Consider the following 22,995-nt stretch of genomic DNA (forward strand, 5'->3'; position numbering starts at 1 on the left):
ATGACCTATNNATATGCAGGTTTGAGGACTAGTGGTGCTTATTGGTGAAACGGGATCCTTGTTTTTGGAGAATCAGTGCTCCAAGGTTGAGTATTGGGTAACTGGATTCCCAGTTTGTGGAGAATCAGTGCTNCAATCAGGCTTATTGGTGNCCTNAAATTCCAGTTTNTGGAGANTNAATGCTCCAATCGAGGCTATTGGAGACCTTAAATACCTGTTTTATGAAATACAGTGCTCCAATAAGGGCTCATGCTATCCTTAAACCAGGTAAAGCTGATCAGTGTCACAAAACAGATTACCGACCTAGTAAATTGGCTCAAATAAAAAAGGCACTTGCTGTTAACAAGTGCCCAGGGGGTCTATTAGTAAACCCACTCGTTGATTAATTTGCTGTATTCAGCCAATTCTTCCTGTTTGAAGAATAGTCCGATTTCACGCTCTGCGCTTTCTGGTGAGTCTGAACCGTGAATGACGTTCTTACCTACATTTACACCGAAGTCTCCGCGGATCGTTCCTGGAGCAGCATCTTTAGGGTTAGTAGCACCCATCATCTGGCGTGCAGTTGTGATTACGTTCTCACCCTGCCAAACCATTGCGAATACTGGACCTGATGTAATGAAATCTACCAATTCGCCGAAGAATGGACGCTCTTTGTGTTCGCCATAGTGCTCTTCAGCAAGTTCTCTTGGGATGTTCATAAGTTTTGCGCCAACAAGCTGGAAGCCTTTCTTTTCGAAACGTGCAACAACTTCACCGATCAGGTTACGCTGTACACCGTCAGGCTTGACCATCAAATAAGTCTTTTCCATGAGTTCCACTCCTATTTCCTATATGTATGTGAACCGCTTTCAAAAGCAATCCTTAGAAATAGTATCATTTTTTTGAAAAATTCGCAACTTGCTAATACTTGCGTTTTCCAATAAATTTGGCGATATCACGCAATGACTTCTTTGCCTTGTTTGGCGGAAGTTCCTCTAGGATGGCCAGCGCTTTATCCAGATAACGGTCGCTGATTTCAAGTGATTTTTCAATCGCCCCTGATTCCTGGACAAGCTTTAGGATTTCATTCAATTCTGCCCGTTCCATTCCCTCGCGGACAGTCCTTACCCTTTTGTTGATATACTCATCCTGCATGGCATACAGGACTGGAAGGGTGATGTTTCCCTGGAGAAGGTCACCTCCGGCCGGCTTTCCAAGTTCTTTCTCTGTACCTGTGAAATCAAGCACATCATCCGTAATCTGGAAAGACATCCCTACGTAATAGCCGAATTTATACAATTTTCGATGGTCCTCTTCAGGGACTCCTGCCGCTACGGCACCAAGCTGGCAGCTCGCAGCAATCAAGAGGGCGGTCTTGCGTTTGATCCTGAGCAGATAATTACGCAGGTTCTGGTCGAAATTGTACTTATCTTTTATTTGTTCAATTTCACCGACACTTAATTCGACGATAGTATCTGAGAGAATCTGGTGCGCTGCCGGATTCCTGATTTCTGTCATCAGCTCGAGCGCCCTTGCAAATATGTAATCCCCAGTATACATGGCAATCCTGTTATCCCATTTCGCCTTGATCGTCGCCTGCCCTCTGCGCAATTCGGCATCATCGATCACATCATCATGCACTAGTGATGCCATATGGATAAGTTCAAGAGAGACAGCAACATCCTTGATGACATTGATATCATAATCACCAAATTTCGCACCGAGAAGAACGAATACCGGCCTGATCCGTTTACCTCCGGCTTTAAGCAAGTGCAGGCTTGCTTGTCTGAGCAGATGGGAATCTGCCTGTATCGATTCTTCCAATTCTTTTTCTATTAACGTCAAATCAGAATTCAAATATGTATATAACAGCTTCATCTTCATAATTATCCACCCAGCTTTTGCATTTCTCGATCTCCATCATAGCGATTTTGCATCCTCATTGCGTATTCCATAATCAGGAGGTTTCTTTTATGCGGGCTTATCAATGCCCAGGCAAATTATTTCACTTTTCAACCCAACAGAAGGGCATAGAGCCATATTTTTTTAAAAAAAATAGAGCGTGATTAAATGAAAACAGGCTGACCTTCCTTGCCGAGCGCTGAAGAAAAGGGCAGCCAGAATCTATTGGATTATTTGCGGCCTATATGCACAGCAGCTACTCCGCCGCTGTATGGTTTATATTCGACATTTACGAAACCAGCTTCCGTGAACATCTTGGCAAGCTCTTTCATTCCCGGGAAATCCTTGGCAGATTCCTGCAGCCAGGAATATTCATCGTAGCTTTTCGCAAACAATTTTCCGAACATCGGCATGATGAACCTGAAGTATAAACGGTAGGCTTGTTTAAAACCCAGCATTGTAGGCTGGGAAGTTTCCAGGCAGACCGCCATGCCGCCAGGCTTAAGGACCCTTTGCATCTCCCGCAGTACCTGGTTGTAATCAGGTACGTTCCTCAATCCGAACCCAATGGTGACATAGTCAAAACTATTATCTTCAAACGGGAGCTCCATTGCGTTCCCATGAATCAGTGTTGCCTGATCCAGGCCGCGTGATTCTATTTTTTCTTCACCTATTTTCAGCATGTTCTTGCTGAAATCGAGACCTGTCACATTGCCATCCTTGCCAACAGCTTCCGCGAGGGCAATCGTCCAGTCAGCAGTACCACAGCACACATCAAGGGCGGCAGCCCCTTTTTGGACATTCATCTTCTTCATTGTGTCATTGCGCCATTTAATATGCTGCTGAAAGCTGATGACAGAATTCATTTGATCGTAGTTTTCATAGATTTTTTCAAAAACTCCATGAACACGTTCTTCTTTCGATTGCTGCATTGCATTACCCTTCTTCCGCGAATTTTTTAGACATGGACTGATACTGCCCAGTGATCAGATCTAAGCGTTCCATCAGCAAGCTGTTCATTCCTGAGAGCTTTTTCGACGCCGTTTTTATCTTCGTCATTGAAAATTCAATATATCTTGTACAGATTGATAAAAGGTATTTTTGCTGTTCAGAAGAAAGTTCCGCAGCCTTTTGGTCCATTTTTGGAAGTGCGATCTTCTTCAGTGCATTGAATAACAGGGAATGTCCCGTATTCATGAAAAGTGTCTCTTCTGAAAGCAGCCTTTTGACAAAAAGCCAGTTGGAAGCGAATTCATACCATTCGGCCGCCTGATAATGGTCTGCAACCTTGCCCAGAAGAGAGGATTCAATCAATTTCAAGCTTTCCATCAACTGATCGATTGCTCCTGAATCTTTTTGGTACAAAGATATTTTATGTTCGTTGACTTCTTTTACACCTGTAGCCAATCTTTTGATCATATCAACATCTTCAAGGTCGGCCAACAGCTTGTAATAAAGACCGCTGTAATAAATCCCGGCAAGAACGGTCAATTGGCGCTGCTTATGGCTTTCATCCCCTTCACCAGGAAGGGAGTTATGGACATGCTCATGGGTATCAAGGGCGATTTGCAAGAGCATAGTAGTCAAGGTGTAACTAGTTGCTCTTTCCTGATTGCCTTCCTGCTGTTCAAGCAATGAAGTAAGCAGCAAGAGTCGGTCATCATCTATAAAGGGAGATTCCACATGCTCCATTAAGTATGGATGTGAAAGTTTTTCGAGAAGCAGCTCCCTGGTGCCGTCTAATTTGTTTTGTATATCTAGCAAATGAATCACCCTTGTTCCCCTTATTTATTGGATTGCCGGCTGCGGGCATTACTTGGATATTACAAGAAAAACCTTTTAGGCATCTCCAGCATGATCAAGGGCTGGAGACCCCATTTATAAAGATGGAAAAACGGCTGTTCCTTCAGCTCACCTTTCCAGAAATTAAGCCAGACATAAAAAAACGCCTGTTAAACTGTTGTGCAGTTGTTAATACCGAACATTCCAAAGCAGTCACAATTATATCATAAAAGAAAAAAACATGGGCGTGATAAAATAAATTAAACACTATTTGCTACAAATTGAGCATGATTTTGTAACAAAATAGTTGTTTTTTGAACCTATTTACTTTTTCTCGCTCTCTATTTCACCAAAAGGTGTAACAATCTTGGCGTGCCCCCTGATTTTTATGGCAGAAGTGTGCTCTGTGAACTGGGCAATCATGACTTCACCTTGATCAAGCTTTTCGGAATGGTGGAAACGTGTGTCTGTCCCCCTCGTAAGCCCGATCACATTCACACCATCCTCAATCGCTTTAATTACGACATAATCCGTGTTTACGTTTTGTTTCTTATCCATTATTATCGCCCTTCCCATGAAAGAATATGTTGATCCTTGCAACAGGACATGTACCTAAAGGACCTTCGATATAAAACAAAAGGCTAAAAGAGTTCCTTTCAGCCTTCGAAATCTTTTAATCATCAATGTGAAGTTGAAACTGAAGCCTTAATGGCAAACCAATCAATCTTTGATTAAAGAAAGGATTTCAGCGCGGGCGTTTACATCCTCGGCCAGTGTACCTCTTACAGCAGATGTAACGGTTTTAGAGCCTGGCTTTTTGACTCCCCTCATCGTCATGCACATATGTTCAGCTTCGACCACGACCATGACACCGTGCGGCTCTAGCTTTTCCATAATCGCATTCGCAATCGTTGAGGTGATTCTCTCCTGCAGCTGCGGCCTTTTGGCCACCGCTTCGACCGCCCTTGCCAGCTTGCTGAGACCGGTAACCTTTCCTCCTCTAGGAATATATGCGACATGTGCCTTACCGAAGAAAGGTACTAGATGATGCTCACACATAGAATAGAATGGGATATCCTTGACCAGGACTAACTCCTCATGGTCCTCACCGAAAATAGTTTCGAAATATTCCTTTGGGTCCTGGGTCAGGCCAGAAAAAACTTCTTCATACATCTTAGCAACCCGCTTGGGAGTATCCAGCAAACCCTCCCTGTTAGGGTCTTCACCGACTGCTACTAATATTAAACGTACCGCTTCTTCAATTTGGGCACGATTGACGTTTGACATCTGCGTTTCCTCCTATGGTCCATCAATCTCATTATAATTCTGTATAGTCTTCCAACTATTTGATTATAATATTTTCATCTTAGCATAACCAAATCAAAGCAGGCAAAGCTTAATGTTCACCCTAAAGAAAAAGGCCGCGAACGGGTCGCGGCCTTGGGGTTTAGCATACGCTCAGTGCGTCGTATGTAATTATTTCACTGCATCCTTAAGCGCTTTGCCTGGTTTGAAAGCAGGCACCTTGCTTGCAGAGATTTCGATTTCATCACCAGTTTGTGGGTTGCGTCCTTTACGGGCAGCGCGCTCACGAACTTCGAAGTTACCAAAACCGATTAACTGTACTTTGTCCCCATCTTTTAATGCATTTAAGATTGAATCAAAAACAGCGTCAACTGCTTTTGTTGCGTCTTTCTTAGAAAGCTCACTAGCTTCTGCAACTGCATTGATAAGTTCTGTTTTGTTCATGCGATTCACCTCCTCCCAAAGAGATCCCATTGCTCAGAAATTAAGCATCTTACTACATTTCTAAACAAAACATATGAATTCTATACGTTGCTGGAAGATTTTATTTATCAATCATTGATAAATTCATCCGAAATCGCTTGAACCCTCATTACATAAGGGTTTTTAAGCAACAACGCTAATTCTGTTAAAAGATTATCATAATGTTTTCCTCTTATCAAGATAATTTCAAGAAATAATGGGAATCTTTTCTTCTTTGAAACATATTTGTAATAAGTTAACCCTCTTTTCTTACCCGTGCCAGAGGGATTTAAACACAAAATAATATATTTATGCCTTTATCGCCAGATTTTTGGCATATTCAAGGTGAATTATTATTATATTAGAAGACTATTTTACCTTCCACAAAGAATCTTTAAAAACAAAAGGCTGTTTTCGTAAAGATTGTTGTTAAAATCCTAAAGCCGATTTTAACGTGATAATAGCCATTGTGTAGGTCGGTACTAAGTTTGCAAGCTCTTTTCTCATAATAGTCGTGAATTGTGTGAACAATCTTAGCTAATTCAATCCTATTTTGTAGCAAATAGCAACAAAGGTTTAGAAAAGAGCCAAACAAAAAGACTCCCAAAAAGGAGTCCAATTAAAGTATGATTGCGATTAGTCCACCAGAACCTTCATTGATGATTCTTTCCAGTGTCTCTTTTAATTTATATCGTGCATTTTCAGGCATCAGGCTTAGTTTAGCCGAAATTCCTTCCCTGACGATGGAGCTCAGGCTTCTGCCAAAGATGTCGGAGTTCCAGATTGACAGCGGATCATCCTCGAAGTCCTGCATCAAGTAGCGGACAAGTTCTTCGCTTTGCTTCTCAGTGCCAATGATTGGCGAGAATTCGGACTCCACATCCACTTTAATCATATGGATGGAAGGCGCTACAGCCCTTAATCTAACGCCGAAACGAGCACCCTGGCGAATGATTTCCGGCTCTTCCAGGCTCATATCCGTCAATGAAGGGGATGCAATGCCGTAACCTGTCTGCTTAACCATTTTAAGGGCATCGGAAATCTGGTCGAACTCTGCCTTTGCATATGCAAATTCCTGCATAAGCTCAAGCAAGTGGTCTTTGCCGCGGATCTCCACTCCAACGATTTCTTTAAGTATTTCATCGTAGAGGTCATCTGGAGCGTAAAGGTCGATCTCAGCTACACCCTGGCCCATTTCAATGCCTGCCAGCCCGGCACGGTCAATGTATTCAAAATCGCTGAATTGATGGACAACCCTGTCAACATCACGCAGCCTTTTAATGTCCTTCACTGTCTCTTTGACAGCTTCCTGATAGCTCTCACGCAGCCAGTGATTCTCCCGGAGCACCATCACCCAGCTTGGCAGGTTGACGTTCACTTCCAGTACCGGGAATTCGTACAAAGCTTCCCTCATGACGCTTAAAACGTCTGATTCACGCATGCTTTCAACGCTCATTGCCAGCACCGGGATATCATACTTATCTGCCAGCTGGGCTCGCAATGTTTCTGTATTTGGATGATACGGCTGGGCACTGTTCACTACCATGATGAATGGCTTGCCGACTTCCTTTAGTTCTTCGATTACTCTTTCTTCTGCTTCAATGTAATCCTGTCTTGGGATCTCCCCAATTGTCCCATCCGTCGTGATGACGACGCCAAGTGTTGAATGTTCCTGAATAACCTTCCTGGTTCCAATTTCAGCTGCTTCATGGAAAGGAATCGGCTCTTCATACCAAGGTGTATTGATCATCCTTGGCCCATTCTCGTCTTCATATCCCTTTGCTCCAGGAACTGTGTAGCCGACACAATCCACGAGCCTGATATTAACATCCAGCCCTTCATCCACATGCACGGATGCAGCCTGGTTAGGCACGAATTTTGGTTCCGTCGTCATAATCGTTTTACCTGCTGCACTTTGCGGCAGCTCATCAAGCGCTCTGGCCCTGTCGGCCTCATTATTGATATTAGGTAAAACCACCAGCTCCATAAATTTTTTGATAAAAGTGGATTTTCCAGTGCGGACCGCACCTACAACCCCCAGGTAAATATCGCCGCCAGTCCTCTCGGCGATATCCTTAAAAATATCTACCTTTTCCAAGTGATCCCCTCCCGATCATAGAGTTAGTGGGAATAAATTCATCCAAATTTGTAATCTGGGACAGTATATATCTATGATGTTGTCCTATATCGATATGACAATTTTTTATTTTTTTACCTCCTTAATTTTGATTTAACAAAGGCAGTTTTGGTCAATTCCTTGTTATTTGACAACTCAAATCGCATAACTACCTTACAAAAGATTCCTCGATTCTCATTTATGAGGACAGTTGATATCTTTTTAAAGACAAAAAAACCCTGCTTCTACAATATATTTTGCAGAAGCAGGGTTATGACTATTTTGCTAAAAAGACTGGTTCATTGGTCTCTTTATCAATAGTATATGGTAAAGAATAGGCTGGCACGAACATGGAATTTTCCACAAGGATCCCGCGGATATCTTCCCCTTCCTTGAGTGCTTTACCATAAGATTTCATAGCCTGGTAGATGTCACTGCGGTAATCCACATAGATTTCGCCCTCTGTCGAAATGACAAAATGCAAGTTTTGGTTTGTAAACGGGCTTACCACGACAGGTTCCTCTTTATAACCAATTTTTTTGAAGTCAATGGTATACACATTTTCAGCGATTTGATCCTTAAATGGAGGGTAGCCATTGGCTTTGATCCGCATTTTGATTTCACGGATTGTATCTGCCATCCTTAAATCAAGCAATTTCACTGTCGGATTTGTCTCTGCGTCGACCAGGACATATTGAAACAGGCCTCCGTTTTCAAAAGCATTCCCTGGTTGCTCGGCAATGAATTTCGGAACGACCTTCTTAAAATCGATCGGGTATTTTTGATAAATCGGTGTCTCGGCATCCCTTGTCTTGATTGGCAGCAAACCGCCACTTGTTTCCCTGTACTGGTCAACGGCAGACTGGACACTGTCAATCTGATCCTTATAAGGTACCTGGTTCTGCATTAATTTTTCTTCCGGATACATACAGCCAGTCAAAGTAAATAGCACGAGGATGACCGGCAGGAAAAATCGGCTTTTATTCATTGATCCCAATCCTTAATTCTATGTATTTTATTCGCTCGTCGGGCCGCTGAACACAACAAAAAGGATAATCAGGCCTGCCAGGATCATCAGCACATATGCAATGACAGCCATGGCAATCTTAAAAAAACCTTTTAATTTATAACGGCTAAGATAAATGGCAACCAGGGACAAAATCATACTTCCCATGCCAACAAAAGAAATATACATCTTCAATAATGCGGGTGACAATTGAACCCCTCCCTTTTCCGAAAAGTATTATATCATAATCTGCAATTACTGTTGCAAATTTATCTTCGGATATCTAATTAAGCAAAAAAAAGCTGAAGTAAAGAAGGGGGCGGACTACTTTACTCCAGCTACATGACTAAATACCCTATCACCCAGTTCAAACCACCAGTTTGCTTCGTTGCATCTTATGCAAACATCGTTCAAATCGCATCCTCGAATGCCTATATTGACCGCATTATTCCAAAGATTTTTTTGCTTAGCTTCGTCCTCCGAGGATATCCGCCAAATCTTCCATCTCATGGGTTTTCTCACGGGACATCAGACCATCAACGGCATCCTTTGGGTTGACATTGTTGAATAAAACATTATAAAGGGCGTTTGTTATGGGCATATTGACTTCGAATTTTTGTGCAAGCTGATACGCAGCTTTGGTCGTACGCACACCTTCAACAACCATTCCCATATTCTCAAGGACTTCATCCAGGTTTTGCCCCTTGCCAAGCATATTGCCGGCGCGCCAGTTACGTGAATGGACGCTTGTACAGGTAACAATCAGGTCCCCAATCCCAGTCAACCCTGAAAAAGTCAAAGGACTGGCACCCATTTTCACTCCAAGTCGGGCGATCTCGGCAAGTCCCCTCGTAATCAGGGCAGCCTTGGCATTATCCCCATATCCAAGTCCATCTGAAATACCGGCAGCCAGCGCGATGATATTCTTCAGCGCACCGCCAATTTCCACACCAATTAAATCAGGGTTCGTATAGACCCTGAAATGATTATTGATGAACAGGTCCTGGACTTTTTCAGCCTCTTGCATATCTTTTGAAGAGACTGTAACAGTTGTCGGGTGGCGCAAGCTTACCTCTTCAGCATGGCTTGGTCCGGAAAGGACGACCACACTTTCCAAAAGGTCGGCAGGCACTTCTTCTTCAATCATTTCAGAAATACGAAGCAGGGAATCAGGCTCGATTCCCTTGCTGACGTGAACTATGATCAAAGGTTCAGAAGTCAGCTCTGTCATTTTTCTGATTACTTCGCGAATGGCTTTTGTCGGCACTGCCATTATCACCGTTTTGATTCCGTCCAATGCCTCTTCAAGTGAAGAGTAGCCTATGATGGTTTCTGGCAGCGTAATTTCAGGAAGATATTTTTTGTTAATATGGTTTTGATTGATTTCATCAATCTGACCGGGATTATGCCCCCATAAGCGGACCTCATGCCCATTATCAGCCAGGACCATTGCCAATGCTGTTCCCCAGCTTCCAGCACCAAGGACAGCAACTTTCTCTCTCTTCCTATCCATATAAACCACAACCTTTACCTTATTTTCTTTGTCTTGCAAAAATCTTGATCGGTGTGCCGGTAAAATCAAAGGCATCCCGGATCCTGTTCTCAAGGAAACGCTGATAAGAAAAATGCATTAATTCTGGCTCATTGACAAAGACAACAAAAGTAGGCGGTTTTACCGACACTTGTGTTGCGTAATAAATCTTCAGTCTCTTTCCTTTATCTGTCGGAGTTGGATTCATCGCTACCGCATCCATGATGACCTCATTGAGAATGTTTGTCTGCACTCTCAAAGCATGATTCTCACTTGCCATATCGATCATTGGCATCAATGTGTGGATACGCTTCTTCGTTATTGCCGACAGGAATACGATTGGAGCATAGCTCAGGAATTGGAAATGCGCACGGATTTTCTCCTCGAATTCCTTCATTGTCTTCTCATCTTTTTGAATGGCATCCCATTTGTTGACCACGATGATGACCGCACGCCCTGCTTCCTCAGCATAGCCGGCGATGTGCTTATCCTGTTCAATGATGCCTTCCTCGGCATTAATGACGACAAGAACTACATCTGAGCGCTCGATCGCCCTTAAAGCGCGGAGAACACTGTACTTTTCAGTCGTTTCGTACACTTTCCCTTTTTTGCGCATTCCAGCAGTATCGATGATGACATATTTTTGTCCATCATAGGTTACCTGTGAGTCAATAGCGTCTCTCGTTGTTCCCGCGATATCGCTGACAATCACGCGATCCTCGCCGAGAATTGCGTTCACCAACGAAGACTTCCCTACATTAGGCCTTCCAATCAGTGAAAACTTAATGGTATCTTTATCATACTCGTCTTCCTTGGCCTTTGGAAAATGTTTTGCTGCTTCATCCAGCAAATCTCCAAGACCAAGTCCGTGTGAACCGGAAATCGGAAAAGGTTCCCCGAAACCAAGGGCGTAAAAATCGTAAATCAAGTCCCTCATATCCGGATTGTCAATTTTATTGACCGCAAGCACTACTGGCTTTTTCGAGCGATAAAGAATTTTCGCCACTTCTTCATCTGCTCCGGTCACTCCTTCTCTGCCGTTGACAAGAAAAATAATGACATCTGCCTCATCAATTGCAATTTCTGCCTGCTGGCGGATCTGATCCAAAAATGGCTCGTCCCCCAAATCAATCCCGCCAGTATCAATAATGTTAAAATCATGTGTCAGCCATTCAGCTGAACTGTATATACGATCCCTCGTTACTCCAGGAATATCTTCAACGATCGAAATACGTTCACCAACGATTCGATTAAAAATCGTAGACTTGCCGACATTCGGACGCCCAACGATAGCTACCACTGGTTTCGTCATGAACATCACCCTTTCAATATTCTATTCGTACAGGTCTATGACCTGGCCATAACAATGTCAAACTCCACATCTTTGTTTTCATCATTAATTTAATGTCATCCATCATGTACGCCATATAGGGATGACACTTATAAAATAAACCCTTCTTGTCATAGAAGGGTCTGGCTTTATCAGTTTATCAAAAGATGCCGTAAACAGGCAATGAAAACATTTCTTGTCAATGTTTCACAATGACATACAGATCCTCGGTCAGTGAATGGGCAATGCCATCCAGAATTGCCTCCAGGTTAGCCGCCACCTGCTCCATTTCTTCTTTAGAATCGCAATGGAAAACGGCTGTGCCAGAAGGAATTTTTTTCGGATTTGTCGTAATGGCCGCAAGGATGAATTTTTCGAGCATCATTATGCACCACTCCGTTCCTTGTCCTTTTTCTCTGAAGGCATCCTGATTGCGTTCTCCAATGTCGGAACATCGCCGATGACTGTGATTGCCTGTTCGATATCCCGATCCTGAGGCAGGACGAAAACCCCTACTCTGCCATCATCCAGGTCCCTCTTTGCCAATGGTACGAGTGCAGGTGTCCCGGAATCACGATACACACCGAGTGCAGTTGACAAGTCATGCAGCACGGCCTGCCTTTGTCCAAGGTTCGCTATCGTAGAACGTGCATTCATGTTCTTTGGTTTTAAAATAAAGCCCATTCCATAGCGAAGAACTTCTTTTTGCCGTGCCGGGAGACCGATATTCATGATATAGATATTGTCCACATACAACCCTGCACCATCAAATCTCGGCTCGACATATTCAATCTCGACGATATCCTTCAGTTTGCCTCCTGCCATCAGCTTTCTCGATATCAACACTGCCAGAATTGCGGCGATGATCCCAGCCCAAATATTAAAAATCAGATAGGCAAGTGTGCTGACAAGAGAAGTGAAAATCACCAGATAATTACGGCTTTCAAATGCGATCGCAATGCCCTCGATATACGTCTTCCCCCGCGAGACAAGTTCATAGCTGTCAAGTTCGGTCAGTGTGTTCCTCTCCATATTCCTTACTTCCCTGAATTGCGATGCGGCAAGAGTCAAGAAGGTAATCGCCGTAAATTCCTCTTCCATGATCGCCGGCCCTGCAACCGTTCCAAGTCCTGCCGCAATGAAACCAAGAGCTATATGAATGATTTTCCCATGCAAATAGGTAGGATATTGGCGATAATCTGTCCGGAGCATCAAGATCCTGGACATTGTTCCAATAGCAATTCCAAAAACAATTGGTATCGTATATTCATTCATGAAGTCTTTTGTTCCTCCCCTTCTGCTTCATTTAGTGTACTTTTGGACATGACTGCGATGACTGATTCGACAGCAGACCAGGCTATCAACATCCAACCGGAAATGAACAATAAGTCCATAAAACCCATAGAAGCGACCGCATGCGGGAAATTAAATCGACTTAAAACAACGGAAAATATAATGTCACCCTGCAAAAAGCCTGTCAGCAATGCCAGCAATCGATCATGTTTTTCCTTATGCAGCAAGATTGCCAAATAAAAACCAGTAGCACCAAGCATTATATTCCGGTCAAACAGCACCCAAACAGGGTCAAATAATTCGAACATCAGAAAACTTGTGTAGGCAAGCATAATGATGAAGGAAGTTAAAAATAAGTACAAAAATGAACCAGTTTTCTTCCGTCTTGTTTCAAAAAAAATGAACATGGCGATTGGAACAGCGGACATGTGCAGCTCAAAAAACAGGATATCAACTTTATAAGGTGCAGCTATAATGACAGCTAACAGCCACAAGGCCCATTTTTGCCTGTGACGATGATTCTTATCCATGATGAACGTGACCCAAATCCACCCAATCCAGGCAAGCCAGTAAAAGTATAGACCTTCCATTCAACCCCTCCTATCATTTCCATTATGGTAATTTGTTATGTAATTTAATCTTTTTTGAATAAGAATTTTTGCCTGTCCCATGTTAAGAAAAGCAGGATCTTTAATACGGCAGGAAAATAGGGCTGGAGCGGAGCAGCAAAAGGGATGAGAGTCCTGTGAACCGGCCAATCACTGCAGCAAGTTGTATGGATTCCAAAGCGAGGAGGTGCTAATATGGGCCGAGATAGACAGGAAAAGAAACTGAAGAAAAGCGGACGAGTTGAATCTGACCGTGACCAGGCGCTGCATTATCCTGGAGCGACAAAAATGCAAAGTCCAGAAGAAGCTCGATCTTTAAATGACGGCAAGTACAGCTAATGCATGATTGATTTAAGAAAAATAAGAGGAACGCAAAAGAGCCCCCTGCCAGTGGCAGAGGGCCTTCCTATTTACAAATTGCTTCTTTGAGCATATGATCTTGTATCGATTCCCCTTTGGGAAAGCCAGTGATGGGTATCTCCTGAAATGACAAAAGGTACTTGGTGAAGCTCCTTGATTGTATGTACACCAAGTGCTGTCATGATGACAGCCATCTCTTCTTTGATCAATGAAATTTCATTGATCAATCCTTCTGTTCCATGCTCCATCAAAATTTTCAGCAGGGACCCAGCCATTGCCGCAGCGGAAGCACCTGAGGCAAGTCCTTTGACGATATCAAGGCTTGTCTGGATTCCACCTGAAGCAATGACGGAAAGGTCCTGGACAGCAGACTTCGTTTCAATGATGGATGCTGCGGTCGGGATCCCCCAATCTTCAAAAAATGTGAGCAGCCGGTCCCTCCGCATGTTTTCGATTTCAGCAAAATTAGTCCCGCCAAAACCGCCTACATCAATATAACGAATTCCGTGGGCATGAAGCTTGGAGGCAGTCTCTGCGCTTATTCCAAACCCGACCTCTTTGACGATTACAGGGACACCCACATCCTGTACGATTACAGCAATCCTTTCCAACGCACCGAAGAAGTTCCTGTCTCCCTCGGGCATTGTCAATTCCTGCACTGCATTTAAATGTATTTGCAGGCCATTTGCTTCTATCATTTCGACTGCGGCTCTGGCCTGTTCGACTGAAGCTTCACTGCCCAAATTGGCAAGTATGACACCGTCAGGGTGCATTTCCCTGACAATCTCATAAGTTCTCCGTTCTTCCGGATTCCTTATGGCTGACATTTGCGACCCTACAGCGATGCCCAACCCTGTCTCTCTTGCCGCCATAGCTAATTCACGGTTTATCCTGAAAGTCCGCTCCCCGCCGCCGCCTGTCATTGCATTTATAAAAATTGGCGAACTTAAGGAAAGTTCGCCAATTTCAGTCTGCAATTTTACTGAATCAAGATTAGATCCAGGCAAGCTTCGGTTCACAAACTTAATATCGTCAAAACCGGTTAGTCGCTTCTGGCCAGTTTCGAGGGCATATTGAATATGGTCCCATTTCCGTTTTGATCTCGACAAATCTATCACCATTACTGTTTAAGATTCTTTAACTTATCTCCAATCATATCACCAAGGCTGAAACCTTTCGTTTCTTCCGGAAGTTCATAATCAAAAGCTTCATTGCTCTCTCTTTCCTCGAACTCCTTCATGCTAAGTGATAGTCGTTGGTCCTGCTTATTGACATCCAGTACTTTTACTTTAACAGTCTGCCCTTCTTGAAGAACTTCATGCGGTGTCCCGATGTGTTTGTGCGAAATTTGCGAAATATGCACAAGGCCTTCTACTCCCGGGAATACCTCGACAAAGGCACCATATGATACCAGACGCTTGACAGTACCTTCGAGCGTGCTGCCCTTTGGAGCTTTTTCAGCGATATCCGCCCATGGTCCAGGCAGTGTTTCTTTAATGGAAAGGGAAATTCGCTCATTGTCACGATCCACGCTCAGTACCTTAACCTCTACCTGCTGCCCTTCCTGAACAACATCAGATGGTTTTTCCACATGCTCGTGGGATAGCTGAGAAATATGCACAAGGCCGTCAACTCCGCCGATATCCACGAACGCCCCAAAGTCAGTAATCCTTTGGACTGTACCCTGAATAACCTGTCCTGATTGGATTGAAGCAAGCAGGTCCTGCTTTTTCTTTCCTTGTTCCTCTTCAACGACAGCGCGATGTGAGAGGATCAGACGGTTTTTCTCCTCATCGAGTTCAACAATTTTGAAGCTTAGTTTTTTCCCTTTATAGTCAGAGAAATCTTCAACAAAATGGGATTCTACCAGTGATGCCGGTACAAAACCGCGGACACCCAGGTCCACTACCAGCCCGCCCTTTACGACATCTTTTACTTCTGCATCAAAAACTTCTCCGCTTTCAAACTTGCCTTCAAGCACTTCCCAAGCTTTTTCGGCATCTACTTTTCTTTTTGAAAGAATCAAAGCTTCTTCTTCAACCTTTTGCACTTCCAGCTCCAGTTCATCACCAACTGAAACTGCATCTTCAGCTTTTTCCACATGAAGGCTTGATAACTCGCTGATTGGAATGATTCCATCAAGCTTGCTTCCTTCGATATCGACTAATACCTGCTTTTCTTCCACTTTTGTTACCTGGCCCTTTACACGGTCGCCAGCCTCAAAGTTCTTTACTTCGACTTGGTTCATATCTTCTGACATATGTACTCCTCCTTAATCCATGACTGCTGCAAATATATGCATTGTGGCGAAACGCCACTTGAAAACATATTAAATTAGCCACTAAGTGAAAATTCTAAAAATATCTCTTCTTAATAACTTCTTACAAACAGACATTTTTGTCAAGCAAGAAACATTACTTATACTCATTGATCAGTTTCTGGATTTCACCCATGATAAAATCAGTCGTCTGTTCGGCATTTAATTTTTTCTCCTTGATGGATCCCATATCAATTGGCTTCCCATATACCACCTTCAATTTCTTGAATGCTTTGTATGGACCGATGATCGCGCACGGTATAACCTGGGCTTCAGACCGGAGCGCAAAGAAGCCTGCTCCCGCAAGTCCTTTGCCCATTTCACCTGTCTTGCTTCTTGTTCCCTCTGGAAACAATCCTAAAACCTTTCCATCCTTTAAAATTCCAAGTCCTTTTCTTAGCGCTTCCCTGTCGCTCATTCCCCTCTTTACCGGGAACGCATTCAGGTGCGGAACAATTTTCCCAAGTACAGGGACTGAGAACAGCTCTTCTTTTGCCATGAAATGGACTGGACGCGGAGCGGTGATGCCTACAACGGGAGGATCAAGATTGTCGATATGATTGGAACATAATAATACTCCGCCATTGGCAGGGATGTTCTCCTTGCCAATTACCTCAATTCGATACACTGGTTTTAATACTGCATTCACTAAAGACCTTGCAAAAGAATAAACCGTCACTATCATCCGATCCTTTCAAGCGCCAAATCCATTATTTTTCCGACTACATCAACAATCGTCAGTGAAGTTGTATCTATTTCGACTGCATCATCCGCCTTTTTCAGCGGAGCCACTTCACGTTCCGAATCAATCTTGTCACGCGCGGCTATTTCTTCTTTCAGTTTTTCAAGGTCGGAAGGGAATCCTTTTTGGATATTTTCGGTATGTCTGCGCTGTGCCCTTTCCTCTACACTTGCAAGCAAAAAGACCTTCACTTCTGCATTGGGCAGTACATGTGTGCCGATATCCCTGCCATCCATCACTACTCCGCCATCTACGGCAAACTCCTGCTGACGCTTGACCATTTCCTTCCTGACAAGTTCGTGGACAGCTACATAAGATACCTGGTTGGTGACTTCAGAACTTCTAATGTCATTGGTGACCTCGACTCCATCAAGCAATACTTTCTGGCCTTTTTCTCCTGGCTGAAGTTCGATTGAAGTGTCATTTAAAATGTCGATCAAGTGGGCCTCGCTATCGAGCCTGGCCCCTTTTTGAAGTGCTTTGTATGTTAGCGCCCTGTACATTGCACCTGTATCGATGTATACATATGTCAGTTTTTCAGCCACAATTTTAGCAACCGTGCTTTTACCTGCTGCTGCAGGGCCGTCAATAGCAATTGAAATTCGTTTATTCATATTTCCTCCTGGTACTCCTTGTTGTTCAATTATATTCTCTTATATTTTAACACAAAAATCGTTTAATCCTCGTCCATCAGCACTTTTTTTAAGGCACTTTTAAAAACTTATCAGGCTTGTACATAAAAAAATAAGCAGGCTTTTCACACCTGCTTATTCTTTGCTTCGAATCGATTTCAGGACTTCTGAATGATTTTTGTTGGTAACTCCTTCATACTGGGTGATCTGTTTCAGTTCGGGAAACGCGTCAAGTCTATGGAAAAATACTTGGGCGATGATGAGAAAGACAAACTGAATGATCGCGATTTTGATCAAGATTCTTTCGAAGGTTTTCATAGCTTCTTGCTCCTGTATAGAAACTTTTATTCTATTATTGGAGCAAACAGAAACATTTATTCCACTTTATACTGGGAGACCCTTTTTCTTCATTTCGAGCTGTCTTTCGAAACAGAATCTTAACAGAACCTGCCTGTCGGTACCTGAAGAGTCAAAAAACTGGACTGAGGCTTTGTTCATATGACCCTGCCCTTCAATAATCCGGACAATTTTCCCGCGGAATTTCCGGTATTCATACTCGCCATTTTGCATTGGCAGTACAAACCAGCACTCAACAACCATATCGGGTTTCAAACTGCTCTTTTTATCGATTAGCAGCGCTGCTCCTCCCGCACTGATATCATCGGTAACGGTTGTAAAAGGAGCAAACTCCCCTTTTTCAGAATGGACAGCAACATCTACGGAAGTTTCCACACGTACATATTGCCTTCTCTGTACCTTGATTAGATGGTCGTTGCCTGGATAGGACAGAATCACCATTGGGATGTTGAGCTTGACCCTTCCTTTCACTTCTGTTTGAAAGAGATAGCTTGCACCTGATTCAGTTACAAAATTAGCTTTCAAGGGTGTTCCTTCAAGCAGGAACACCGTTCTGTTCGTATTCAAGTTCACAGGATAATCTATGTACAAGTCATTTCCTTTACGTTCTACCAGCTTACATTTATATTGTTCATAGCTATCGGAATATTTGTGTTCAAGGATGATGTTTTCACCGATTTTTATCATAGCCAACCACTACCCCACATTCTGTCTAAGCTGTCGTCTATTAAGTATTTATATTTATTATGACATGCTTCAACAAGTTGGTGCAATAGTCCTTTATTGGATTATTTTTACAAGGCTCTTTTCTCAAACATTATTGCTTTTGGCTACAAAATTGGATTTATTGACATTTATCCCTTCACAAAATTAAAGCTAATTTTGTGAAAAGAGCCTCCACACTTAATTCCAAACAATAAAATGGCTTCTTATTACGTTGATATCGGCTTTAGGATTTTAACTATAATCTTTACGAAAACAGCCTTTTACAACAAAAAAAGGGAAAGCAACTTGGCTCTCCCTAGACCACATTCTCATAGACGGGTTCTGCATTGTGAAGCTTTTCTACCTTTTCTTCTGTAGCATCTTCTGCATTGATGTAAATCCTGAAAGTATCATTCCCGAGTGTTCCTGTGAATTCATAGCACAGAACTTCCTCGTTGAGATCGTTCATGATGATGGCTTTTTTCTGATCCATTATTTTCAGGTTGGGATTGACCTTCTTTTTCGCCTCTTCGATCGTAATCCCTGGTTGTGGGATTTCCCTGGCTTTATTGGATTTTAAATAGTCTTCCGCCGAGAAGCCGATGATATCTCCATTATCCAGCGCTACCTTCATATTGATCGCATCAGGATAGATTCTCACCTCATCCTGTACACCGACAAAGGTAAAGACACCGATATTATCATATTGGGCACTTTCGAACAGGTCGAGGTTTTTAAAATTACGATCTTTCAGGAAGGCGATTGCCTTGTTGGATGCATCATTCAGACTCAGTTTTTGGGTTTTCACATCACGATTAAGTAAAAACCAGATTGGATATCCGCCTTTCTTGGTAATATCCATATTTGCTTCAAGGTTTGTTTTTGGATCCTGGATCGAAACGCTGTAAAAGCCATAGTCCGAGCCTTTCCCATTTTGGGTGACCTTCACATCACCGGCTTTTCCAACAGGCGCATATTTCCGAGTGATCCGGACCGCTTCATCCTTCGAGATATTTTTGCCAGGCAGCTTCTTAAAATTTTCATCTTTTTTCTGGAGATTGATTTGTGCCGGCCCAAAATCTGTGTCAGAATAACTTTCCACAGTCCTTTCGACTGTCTTGAATCCATCGATGATGGTATTATCCGACTGCCCCTTTTCGGTAGCAAGGGCAAGTTCTACATCCATCCAGCGAAGATTATTCTCTAGGACCATATGCTGAACTTCCCTTAGATCCTTCTGAATTTCACCTGATTGTTCGTATAGCGTTTTTAATGTTTCATATTCTTTATCGCTTAACGGCTCCTTATCAAGGTCCCGGACAGCCGCCTTATAGCTGAAGTTCCCGATATTCGCAAGGAACTCTTCCGTTTTATTGAAAGGCAGAAGAGTCAGCGGAAGCTGTCCGACATCACTATGAGCCTCTGATGTGATTTTCCATACTTCTGCTAGCTGAGGTGACAAGGAGCTCCTTGAATTCATCGCTAGTGTTGTGCCAATTTTATCGTTCAGTAAGTCCATTTGATAGGTCAGATCATGAAAAGCTCTTTGGTAATTATTCTCAGCATTAATCAATACGGCTGTTTTTTCCCTGTGCTCCTGATAACCCCAAAACGCAGTTCCGGCAATCCCGATGACGAGTACTGCTATCGCTATTCCTCTTAGCATTGCAACTCACCCCTATTTACAAAAAATATGTTTCCCAATCTTCTTGATCTGCGGACGTCCCCAAATCCAGGCGCTAGTCGCAGTATCGGGATTGAAATAATACAAAGCATTTCCAGTTGGATCCCAGCCATTGATCGCATCAAGCACAGCTTTTTTTGCTGTTTCATTTGGAGTCAGCCAGATTTGGCCATCCGCAACCGCCGTAAATGCCCGAGGTTCAAAAATGACCCCTGAGACGGTATTCGGGAAAGTCGCACTATCCACCCTGTTCAAAATGACAGCAGCAACCGCAACCTGCCCTGTATACGGTTCACCTCGAGATTCACCGTATACTGCATTCGCCATCAGCTGGATGTCATTCTGAGAAAAACCGTTTGGTGTATTCGTTGCAGCAGCTGGTTTTGGTGCTGCCTGGTTCTGTCCGCCTCCACCGCCGCCTCCTGCAGTACCACCGCCTGCTTTTTCGCCTCCCCAGGCAATTTTGGCATTCGGCGTCGCATTTGCCAGCTTAATTTTGGTCTGCCATCCGGCAATCCCATCGACCTTCATGCCAAACTCATATTGAAAATTCCTGAGAGCCCAATAAGTACCCCAGCCAAAAACACCGTCGATTTTGCCACTATAAAAGCCAATATGCTTGAGGCGTGATTGTAGTTCAATTACATCCTCCCCGACAGCCCCTTGCTGCAGTACCTGGCTCGTAAACGCTTCGGCCCGTTGATCGACCTCGCCAAATTGCACTAAAGTCATAATCAAAGCCATCGCGGCCATCAACTTCAAGATAGACCGATAATTCTTCATTGATTTGCCAACCTCCAAAGATGTGAACTTAAAAGATTACTCCTATTTTTTGTTAAGAGTTGACTTTTATTCCACAAAACAAAAAAACCCTCCATTTTTTATAAATGAAGAGTTTTTTAGATAGGAAATTGCTTATCAACGTGCTGAAGCGTCAGCACTCTTGCTTTTTTCACTTTTCTCAAACCAAACCACCACAGGAAAATCATGAACGGAAACATCAATACCATCCAGTCTTCCCTGGTCATAAGGATGAAATCATATGTGCCGTGAAGCAGGACCGGAACTGTCAACGAAAGCAGCACCCATTTTTTTGGGGAAATCGGGGCGAATTTCGCTTTCCCTATATAATACCCCATGATGACACCGAAGAGCGCGTGGCTTGAAACCGGCAGCAACGCTCTCCCAATGGCATCCTGGAGGCCATTGGCAAGCAGGTAGAAGATATTTTCCGCAGATGCGAATCCGAGCGAAACGGATACACTGTAAATGATTCCATCATAATGTTCATCAAATGAAATATGCTGAAAAATGGTGTAGTACAGGATAAACCATTTAAAGAATTCTTCTAGAAGGCCAACTGTACCGAATGCTTTGGAAAAGTCCCCCTGGAATAATCCTTCAGCAGCCAGGACATATTGGATGAACATGAGGGGAAACACAAGCAATGCACCGAATATGAACATTTTAAACACCAGAGATAGCGGTTCTGACTCATATTGATCCTTTAAATAAAAATAACTTAACAGCGCCAGACCCGGAGCTACCCCGGCAGTAACTATTCCCAGCATATGCTGTCCCCTTTTCAATTTGTTTTTTTAATCGTATCATGTAATTAGAAGAAAGAAAATGGATTATTATTCTTTCTCATCGGTCTTTTCGGAGGTAATTGTTTTGAAGAAAAATATTTTATTGATCCACACTGGCGGAACCATTTCCATGAGCGAGGATACAAGCGGCGCAGTAAAACCGGGTGTGAATAATCCTTTGACACAGGGGACAGATCTTCTCTCAGATATTGCCGACCTTGTTGTCGAAGAGCCATTCAACTTGCCATCACCGCATATTACAATTAGAGAAATGATGAAATTAAAGTCCATTCTTGAGGAATACGGCAAAAAAGGCGAAATCGACGGAGCCGTAATCACCCATGGCACGGATACACTCGAAGAAACGGCCTACTTTTTGGATCTGACTTGCCAGGCAGGTTTCCCGATTGTCGTTACCGGTGCCATGAGATCCAGCAATGAAATAGGGTCTGACGGCCTTTATAACCTGATATCATCGATCAGGGTCGCTTCCAGCCCAGAGGCAAAAGGACAAGGTGTCCTCGTTGTCCTTAATGATGAAATCCATACGGCAGTCAACGTTACCAAAACGCATACAAGTAACATCTCAACTTTCCAGAGTCCGCAATATGGACCGATAGGCATTGTGACCAAAAGAGGTGTCCTTTTCCATCACACCCCTACCAAGCATGAAAATTACCTAGTGCAGGACATCAGCAAAAATGTATACTTGGTCAAGGCGCATGCAGGAATGGACTCTTCGCTCTTGAATGCCATTCTTGGTCTGGAAGTGGATGGTGTAGTGATCGAAGCACTCGGACAAGGAAATCTCCCCCCGGCTGCACTTGATGGTGTGAAGAAATTCATCGGAAACAATATCCCGGTCGTGATTGTATCCAGAAGTTATGCGGGGATTGTGCAGGATGTATATGGCTACAATGGCGGAGGAAAACACCTGAAAGAAATGGGCGTCATTTTATCCAATGGCCTCAACGGGCAGAAAGCGCGCATCAAACTGCTCGTCTCTCTTGCCAAAACAGACAGAATGGATGAAATTGCTGAGATGTTCATGTTTTAGCAAGGCTCTTTTCTCAAACTTAGTTGCTATTGACTACTAAATGGGATTGATTGACCTAGTTTTCTTCATAAAATAGAAAAGAGCTTGCACACTTAAAAACGAACACCAAACGGCTTTATAGCACCTTAAAATCAGCTTTTTTAAAAACATTCTTTATGAAAGGCTCTTTTCTCAAACTTTGTTGCTTTTGGCGGCCAAATTAGATTGAAAGACATATATTTCTTCACAATATTACAGC

The 22,995-nt window shown here is 43.2% G+C and carries 26 protein-coding genes; 2 read left to right on the forward strand and 24 right to left on the reverse strand.

What is annotated here, in order from left to right; genetic code table 11:
• Positions 1-362 precede the first annotated feature (362 nt).
• The 15 genes from ndk to ACNAZ4_RS20490 form a co-directional block, all read right to left on the reverse strand.
• Entirely contained in the window at positions 363-809 is a 447-nt protein-coding gene (gene ndk / locus ACNAZ4_RS20420; protein ID WP_415817579.1) for a nucleoside-diphosphate kinase, read from the reverse strand.
• Positions 810-900: 91 nt separating this feature from the next.
• Positions 901-1,863, reverse strand: a complete 963-nt coding sequence (gene hepT / locus ACNAZ4_RS20425; RefSeq protein ID WP_415817581.1) for a heptaprenyl diphosphate synthase component II — start codon at positions 1,861-1,863, stop codon at positions 901-903.
• Between the two features lie 248 nt (positions 1,864-2,111).
• Positions 2,112-2,813 carry a demethylmenaquinone methyltransferase gene (locus ACNAZ4_RS20430; RefSeq protein ID WP_415817583.1) on the reverse strand — a complete coding sequence of 234 codons (702 nt, stop codon included), beginning with the start codon at positions 2,811-2,813 and terminating at the stop codon, positions 2,112-2,114.
• 4 nt (positions 2,814-2,817) lie between these two features.
• Positions 2,818-3,654: a heptaprenyl diphosphate synthase component 1 gene (locus ACNAZ4_RS20435; protein ID WP_415817585.1), complete on the reverse strand. Its 837-nt coding sequence runs from the start codon at positions 3,652-3,654 to the stop codon at positions 2,818-2,820.
• A 333-nt stretch (positions 3,655-3,987) separates the two neighbouring features.
• Positions 3,988-4,221: a trp RNA-binding attenuation protein MtrB gene (mtrB, locus tag ACNAZ4_RS20440; protein ID WP_415817587.1), complete on the reverse strand. Its 234-nt coding sequence runs from the start codon at positions 4,219-4,221 to the stop codon at positions 3,988-3,990.
• Between the two features lie 162 nt (positions 4,222-4,383).
• A complete protein-coding gene (folE, locus tag ACNAZ4_RS20445; protein ID WP_415817590.1) occupies positions 4,384-4,950 on the reverse strand; it encodes a GTP cyclohydrolase I FolE in 567 nt (188 codons plus the stop codon).
• Between the two features lie 189 nt (positions 4,951-5,139).
• Positions 5,140-5,412 carry an HU family DNA-binding protein gene (locus tag ACNAZ4_RS20450; RefSeq protein WP_023627533.1) on the reverse strand — a complete coding sequence of 91 codons (273 nt, stop codon included), beginning with the start codon at positions 5,410-5,412 and terminating at the stop codon, positions 5,140-5,142.
• A 637-nt stretch (positions 5,413-6,049) separates the two neighbouring features.
• The gene (gene spoIVA, locus ACNAZ4_RS20455; RefSeq protein ID WP_214707268.1) at positions 6,050-7,528 is read right to left on the reverse strand and encodes a stage IV sporulation protein A; all 1,479 of its coding nucleotides are present in this window, start codon (positions 7,526-7,528) and stop codon (positions 6,050-6,052) included.
• Between the two features lie 295 nt (positions 7,529-7,823).
• On the reverse strand, positions 7,824-8,534 hold the full coding sequence (locus ACNAZ4_RS20460) for a hypothetical protein (RefSeq protein WP_415817593.1): 711 nt from the start codon (positions 8,532-8,534) through the stop codon (positions 7,824-7,826).
• Positions 8,535-8,561: 27 nt separating this feature from the next.
• Positions 8,562-8,762, reverse strand: coding sequence for a DUF2768 domain-containing protein (locus ACNAZ4_RS20465; protein ID WP_415817595.1), 201 nt, complete (start codon positions 8,760-8,762; stop codon positions 8,562-8,564).
• A gap of 256 nt (positions 8,763-9,018) precedes the next feature.
• A complete protein-coding gene (locus ACNAZ4_RS20470; protein WP_415817597.1) occupies positions 9,019-10,065 on the reverse strand; it encodes an NAD(P)H-dependent glycerol-3-phosphate dehydrogenase in 1,047 nt (348 codons plus the stop codon).
• A 19-nt stretch (positions 10,066-10,084) separates the two neighbouring features.
• Positions 10,085-11,395 carry a ribosome biogenesis GTPase Der gene (der, locus tag ACNAZ4_RS20475; RefSeq protein WP_415817599.1) on the reverse strand — a complete coding sequence of 437 codons (1,311 nt, stop codon included), beginning with the start codon at positions 11,393-11,395 and terminating at the stop codon, positions 10,085-10,087.
• 217 nt (positions 11,396-11,612) lie between these two features.
• The gene (locus ACNAZ4_RS20480; protein ID WP_415817601.1) at positions 11,613-11,798 is read right to left on the reverse strand and encodes a capping complex subunit for YIEGIA; all 186 of its coding nucleotides are present in this window, start codon (positions 11,796-11,798) and stop codon (positions 11,613-11,615) included.
• On the reverse strand, positions 11,798-12,688 hold the full coding sequence (locus tag ACNAZ4_RS20485) for a YIEGIA family protein (RefSeq protein WP_415817603.1): 891 nt from the start codon (positions 12,686-12,688) through the stop codon (positions 11,798-11,800). The genes ACNAZ4_RS20480 and ACNAZ4_RS20485 overlap by 1 nt, the downstream gene beginning before the upstream one ends.
• Entirely contained in the window at positions 12,685-13,296 is a 612-nt protein-coding gene (locus tag ACNAZ4_RS20490) for a YphA family membrane protein (protein ID WP_415817605.1), read from the reverse strand. Before ACNAZ4_RS20490 ends, ACNAZ4_RS20485 begins: the two co-directional genes overlap by 4 nt.
• Positions 13,297-13,509: 213 nt before the next feature.
• Between ACNAZ4_RS20490 and ACNAZ4_RS20495 the strand changes: the two genes are divergently transcribed.
• Positions 13,510-13,653: a YpzI family protein gene (locus ACNAZ4_RS20495; RefSeq protein ID WP_207499820.1), complete on the forward strand. Its 144-nt coding sequence runs from the start codon at positions 13,510-13,512 to the stop codon at positions 13,651-13,653.
• A gap of 71 nt (positions 13,654-13,724) precedes the next feature.
• On the opposite strand, the gene fni is transcribed toward ACNAZ4_RS20495, so the two are convergent.
• The 9 genes from fni to prsW all read right to left on the reverse strand — a co-directional run bounded on the left by fni (position 13,725) and on the right by prsW (position 21,682).
• Positions 13,725-14,783 carry a type 2 isopentenyl-diphosphate Delta-isomerase gene (fni, locus tag ACNAZ4_RS20500; protein WP_415817607.1) on the reverse strand — a complete coding sequence of 353 codons (1,059 nt, stop codon included), beginning with the start codon at positions 14,781-14,783 and terminating at the stop codon, positions 13,725-13,727.
• Between the two features lie 11 nt (positions 14,784-14,794).
• Positions 14,795-15,934: a 30S ribosomal protein S1 gene (rpsA, locus tag ACNAZ4_RS20505; RefSeq protein WP_415817609.1), complete on the reverse strand. Its 1,140-nt coding sequence runs from the start codon at positions 15,932-15,934 to the stop codon at positions 14,795-14,797.
• A 154-nt stretch (positions 15,935-16,088) separates the two neighbouring features.
• Positions 16,089-16,670: a lysophospholipid acyltransferase family protein gene (locus tag ACNAZ4_RS20510; RefSeq protein WP_415817611.1), complete on the reverse strand. Its 582-nt coding sequence runs from the start codon at positions 16,668-16,670 to the stop codon at positions 16,089-16,091.
• A 2-nt stretch (positions 16,671-16,672) separates the two neighbouring features.
• Positions 16,673-17,347: a (d)CMP kinase gene (cmk, locus tag ACNAZ4_RS20515; protein WP_415817613.1), complete on the reverse strand. Its 675-nt coding sequence runs from the start codon at positions 17,345-17,347 to the stop codon at positions 16,673-16,675.
• A 153-nt stretch (positions 17,348-17,500) separates the two neighbouring features.
• Complete coding sequence (locus ACNAZ4_RS20520; protein ID WP_415817615.1) at positions 17,501-17,683, reverse strand: YpfB family protein; 183 nt, start codon at positions 17,681-17,683, stop codon at positions 17,501-17,503.
• A 66-nt stretch (positions 17,684-17,749) separates the two neighbouring features.
• Positions 17,750-18,409, reverse strand: a complete 660-nt coding sequence (locus ACNAZ4_RS20525; RefSeq protein ID WP_415817671.1) for a flagellar brake protein — start codon at positions 18,407-18,409, stop codon at positions 17,750-17,752.
• Between the two features lie 334 nt (positions 18,410-18,743).
• A complete protein-coding gene (ypeB, locus tag ACNAZ4_RS20530) occupies positions 18,744-20,093 on the reverse strand; it encodes a germination protein YpeB (protein WP_415817617.1) in 1,350 nt (449 codons plus the stop codon).
• 12 nt (positions 20,094-20,105) lie between these two features.
• Positions 20,106-20,894: a spore cortex-lytic enzyme gene (sleB, locus tag ACNAZ4_RS20535; RefSeq protein ID WP_415817619.1), complete on the reverse strand. Its 789-nt coding sequence runs from the start codon at positions 20,892-20,894 to the stop codon at positions 20,106-20,108.
• A 116-nt stretch (positions 20,895-21,010) separates the two neighbouring features.
• Positions 21,011-21,682, reverse strand: coding sequence for a glutamic-type intramembrane protease PrsW (gene prsW / locus ACNAZ4_RS20540; protein ID WP_415817621.1), 672 nt, complete (start codon positions 21,680-21,682; stop codon positions 21,011-21,013).
• A 58-nt stretch (positions 21,683-21,740) separates the two neighbouring features.
• Between prsW and ACNAZ4_RS20545 the strand changes: the two genes are divergently transcribed.
• On the forward strand, positions 21,741-22,757 hold the full coding sequence (locus tag ACNAZ4_RS20545; protein WP_415817623.1) for an asparaginase: 1,017 nt from the start codon (positions 21,741-21,743) through the stop codon (positions 22,755-22,757).
• Positions 22,758-22,995 lie beyond the last annotated feature (238 nt).

It is taken from the genome of Mesobacillus thioparans, from assembly GCF_965138835.1.
Classification (GTDB): Bacteria; Bacillota; Bacilli; order Bacillales; family Cytobacillaceae; genus Mesobacillus; species Mesobacillus thioparans.